The 3,998-nt window shown below is 74.3% G+C and carries 2 protein-coding genes; both read left to right on the top strand.

What is annotated here, in order from left to right:
- Positions 1-3,488: baseplate J/gp47 family protein (locus D7V97_RS40885; protein WP_147445194.1), on the top strand; the 3,488-nt coding region annotated here is incomplete at its 5' end.
- Positions 3,485-3,998 (top strand): hypothetical protein (locus D7V97_RS40880; protein ID WP_199729150.1); only part of this gene is annotated, 514 nt, incomplete at its 3' end. The genes D7V97_RS40885 and D7V97_RS40880, both read left to right, overlap by 4 nt.

Here is a 3,998-nt window from a genome sequence, read left to right as displayed (position 1 = left end):
GGGGGGCGCGGGTGGAGGTGTTGGACGTTTCGGTGGGCGCCATCTCCTCGGGGAGTTGCACGGCGTTGACCGTGGGGACGCCCGACGGGACGGCGAGCATCGACTCGCTCACCGTGACGGGGGCGAAGGGCACGGCGGCGACGGGGCTGCTGCTCGCGGCGAAGGAGGCCCGGGTCACGGGACTGTCCGTGGCCTCCGTGGAGGCTTCGTCCGGCTCGGCCTTCGGCGTGCGCGCGGTCTGCCAGCGGTCGCAGTGGGCGGACGTGAAGGTGCGGGACGTCGTCGGCTCGGACGCGGCCCTGGGCCTGGAGTTCGCGGGCCTGTTTCGCGCCGACCTCTCCGGGGTCACGGTGTCGAAGGTCACCGGCGCGAGGGCGCTCGGTGTCCGGGTGCTGGTGTCGCGCGAAGAGGGCGAGGGCCTGTCCGCGGTGGACCTGGACGTGAGCGACGTGAAGGCCCTGGCGACGGACTGGAGCGTGGGGCTGGTGGTCGGCTCGCCGGGTGTGCTCCAGGTGCGCGGCTTCACCGTGCGGCGGGTGCAGGGGGCGCTCGCGCTGGGGATGCTCGCGCTGGGGGGACGTGGCATCGAGGTGGGGATTGGGCAGGTGGAAGAAGTGCTGGGCGGCACGGCGTCCACGGGCCTGCGCGTGCTGGGTGGACCTTCGTTGGAGCCGGTGACGGTGCGCGATGTGGAGGTGAGCCGCGTCTCCGCGGCGCCCGTGCCCGTGGGTTCGCAGCCGGCCCCTGCGTGGTCGGAGTGGTTGACCGCCGCGCTGGAGTCCCTCACGGGTGCCGTGGTGGGGCCGCTGACGCTGCCCGCGTTCCCGTCGGATGCGGACGTGGTGGGGCTGCACGTGGCCGCGCCGCTGGGTGGGCTGGAGCCGGTGCTGGACGTGGGCACGCCGGGGGAGCTGGCCGTCGAGGACTGCTCCCTCTTCGTCATCACCGGCACCGCGCTTCAGTTGGAGGGTGGCCTGCGCACGGCACTGGTGCGGCGCACGGAGGCGTGGACGTCCGTGCACGCGGGCTGGATCCAGGCGGAGCAGCTGCTGCTCGCGCAGCTCACATGGCACCGGCATGCGCATGGGCTCCGGCTGGGGCCGGGCGAGGTTCGCGCGTACGACTCGCTGTTCACGGCCATCGTGGGCGCACCCTTCGTGCTGGAGACGGACGCGGAGCTGTCCGCTTCGCCCGCGCTGTTCACGGATGGCGCCGCGCCTCCGTTCCTGGAGGTGGGACCGCTGCCCTACGTGACGCCGGGGACACCGGACCTTCCTCCGGTGATCTTCACTGGAAGCCTGCCGCCTCCGGAGACCGTGGACCTGCGGCTGGTGCCGGATGCGACCGTTGCTCGTGCCGCGGTGCCCGTGCCGGGGGATGGTCCCCGGGATCCGGCGCCGTTCGTCGGTGCGTGGGCTCCGGACGTGGTGCCTGGCTGTGACGTGCGCGATCCGCAGCCGCGTCCGTGGCTCGCGGCCCCCGAGCGGCCCGCGCCTGGCGCGCTGGTGGACTACCTGGCCCGCGACGCGCGCTCGCTGCTGGCGGTGATGCTGGAGCGGGCCCGCACGGTGATGGCGCCGTGGGAGGACCGGGGGCCGGCGGACTTCACGACGATGCTGCTGGAGACGGTGGCCGCGCAGCTCGACTCGCTGGCCTACCAGCAGGAGCGCGCGGTGGTGGAGGGCTTCCTGGAGCAGGCGCGGCTGCGTCGCTCCGTGGAGGACCACGCGCGCGGCCTGGACTACGCGCCCGACCCGGGCCTCTCCGCCACGACGATGCTGCGCTTCCGGCTGGACGCGGAGGCGCTCGCGGCGTTGGTGAAGGCGCGGCTGGACGAGCTGGGCCTGCCGGCGCTTCCACCCGGCACCACGGCGCTGGAGTTCCTCACCGGCGGCGGCGTGCTGGAGCTCCCGGCCGACACGCTGGTGGCCAACGCCTCCACGCAGGAGCACTCGCTGGTGTTCGTCACCGAGTCGCCCCTGTCGTACTTCCCGCGCCTGGATGCCGTGACGCTCGCGGAGTCGGTGCTGCCCGGGGACACCGGGGCCACGCTCGCGGGTGTCCATCCGGAGCTGGAGCCGGGCCGGTGGCTGGTGCTCTACCGGGGGCGTGGCGAGGGCGGGCACGTGGTGCGTGTCACGTCCGTGGCGCTCGCCACCGATACGACCTTCGTTGGATGGGATCCGCGCCGGCTCGCGCCGGAGGCCTTCCTCGCGCCCGGGGACCCCACGCCCGGGCCCCGAGCGACGGTGCTGGGCAACGTCGTGCCCGCGCATCACGGGCTGCCGGTGACGCCGCTGCCGGAGGGCTTCGAGGCCGACTCGGCGGAGCCCTTCGCGCGCAGCCTGGCGCAGTGGCGCGCGCTGCTGACGCCCACCGTGGACGGCAGCCGTGAGCGCGAGGTGGTGCTGCCGTTCCATCCCGTCAGCGTCCAGGCCCCGGGGTATCCGCTGCCCGGCGATGAGGCGCGGCGCGGGAAGCCCCAGCTCCAGGTGAGCGTGGAGGACGACCCGTGGACGCTGGTGGAGGACCTGTCCGTCCAGGGACCGGGGGATGAGGTCGTCGTGTTGCGCGCGACCCCCACGGGCGGCGCCAGCCTGCGCTGCGGGGATGGCGTCAACGGCGCCGCGCTGCCGCCCCGCGACACGACGCTGGGCCTCTCGCTGCGGATCGGCCTGGGGACGGTGGGCAACGTGGGGGAGGGCGTGCTCACGCGGCTGCTCCAGGTGCCGTTGGATCCGCAGCGCTCGGCGTCGGCGGGAGAGCTGCTGGCGCAGTCGATGGACGACGTGCGCCTGCTGGTGCGCGTGGACAACCCGCTGCCCGCCGTGGGTGGGCGGGATGCGGAGTCGCTCGACTCCATCCGCTACCGCGCGCCAGCCGGTGTGTCGCAGCCGCTGTCCGCCGTCACCGTCCAGGACTACGTGCGCCTGCTCCAGGAGATGCCGGAGGTCGCCGGGGCTTCCGCGCGCGTCGTGCAGCGAGACCTGCGCACCGTCATCCGCGCCACGGTGTTGCTGCGCGACGAGGACACGCTGGACCGCGATGAGCTCCTGCGCCGGTGGGCGGGCGTGCGGCGGCGGTTGGAGGAGATCCGCCTGCTGGGCGTGGATGTGGAGGCGCTGCCGCCCCGGTGGGTGCCGCTCGATCTGGATCTGGAGGTGGATGCGGCGCCGCACGCGCAGGCGGATCAGCTGCGCGACGCGGTGGTGGGCGCCATCGCGGGAGACGGCGGCCTGTTGGATCCGGACCGCTCCGGGCTGAACGGCGACGTGCAGCTCGCGGACCTGTACCAGGCGGTGCTGCGCGTGCCCGGCGTGACGGCGGTGCGGGTGAAGCGCTTCCGGCGGCTGGAGTTCCACTCAGTGGACCGACTGGCGGAGGGAGTCATCCCCATCGGTCCGGAGGAGGTGGCCACCGCGCGCGGCGGGTACTGGCCGCGCTCCGAAGGGGTCCTCACCGTGCAGGTCTGTGGGGGGCTGCGATGAGCCGCGTCCCCGCGACGCATCAGGCGCTGTCGCACGACCAGCTCCGCACGCGGCTGGGCGAGACGGCGCGCACCGCCTTCGCACGCACGGACGAGGCGCCCACCTGGAACCCGCTCGCGTACGCGGCGCCTTCCTCGGTGGACCTGGGGCGCGGGGTGCTGGACAGCGTGGCGCTCGCGCTGCACGTGCTGTGGACGTACCAGCAGGCGTGGGCGGAGGAGGGCTTCCTCGCGACCGCGCGGCTGGAGGACTCGGTCTCCAAGCTGCTGGGACACATCGGCTACCGGCCGAGTCCGGGGACCGCGGCGGTGGGGCTCCAGCACTTCCGCTGCAAGGCGAACGTGCACGGCACGCTGCCCGCGGGCTTCGCGGTGACGTCGGCCGCGGAGGGAGAGGAAGAGGCCGCCACCTTCGAGACGCTCGCGCCGCTGCGCCTGCTGCCGGAGCTCAACGAGCTGCGTGCGTTCCTGCCGCCCCGGGCGGGCTCGGGCACGGGTCCGGGCCTGTCTC

This window comes from Corallococcus sp. CA053C, assembly GCF_003611675.1.
Taxonomy (GTDB): domain Bacteria; phylum Myxococcota; class Myxococcia; order Myxococcales; family Myxococcaceae; genus Corallococcus.
Note: the sequence above shows the minus strand (reverse complement) of the source record. Positions and strands in the feature narration are given on the sequence as shown.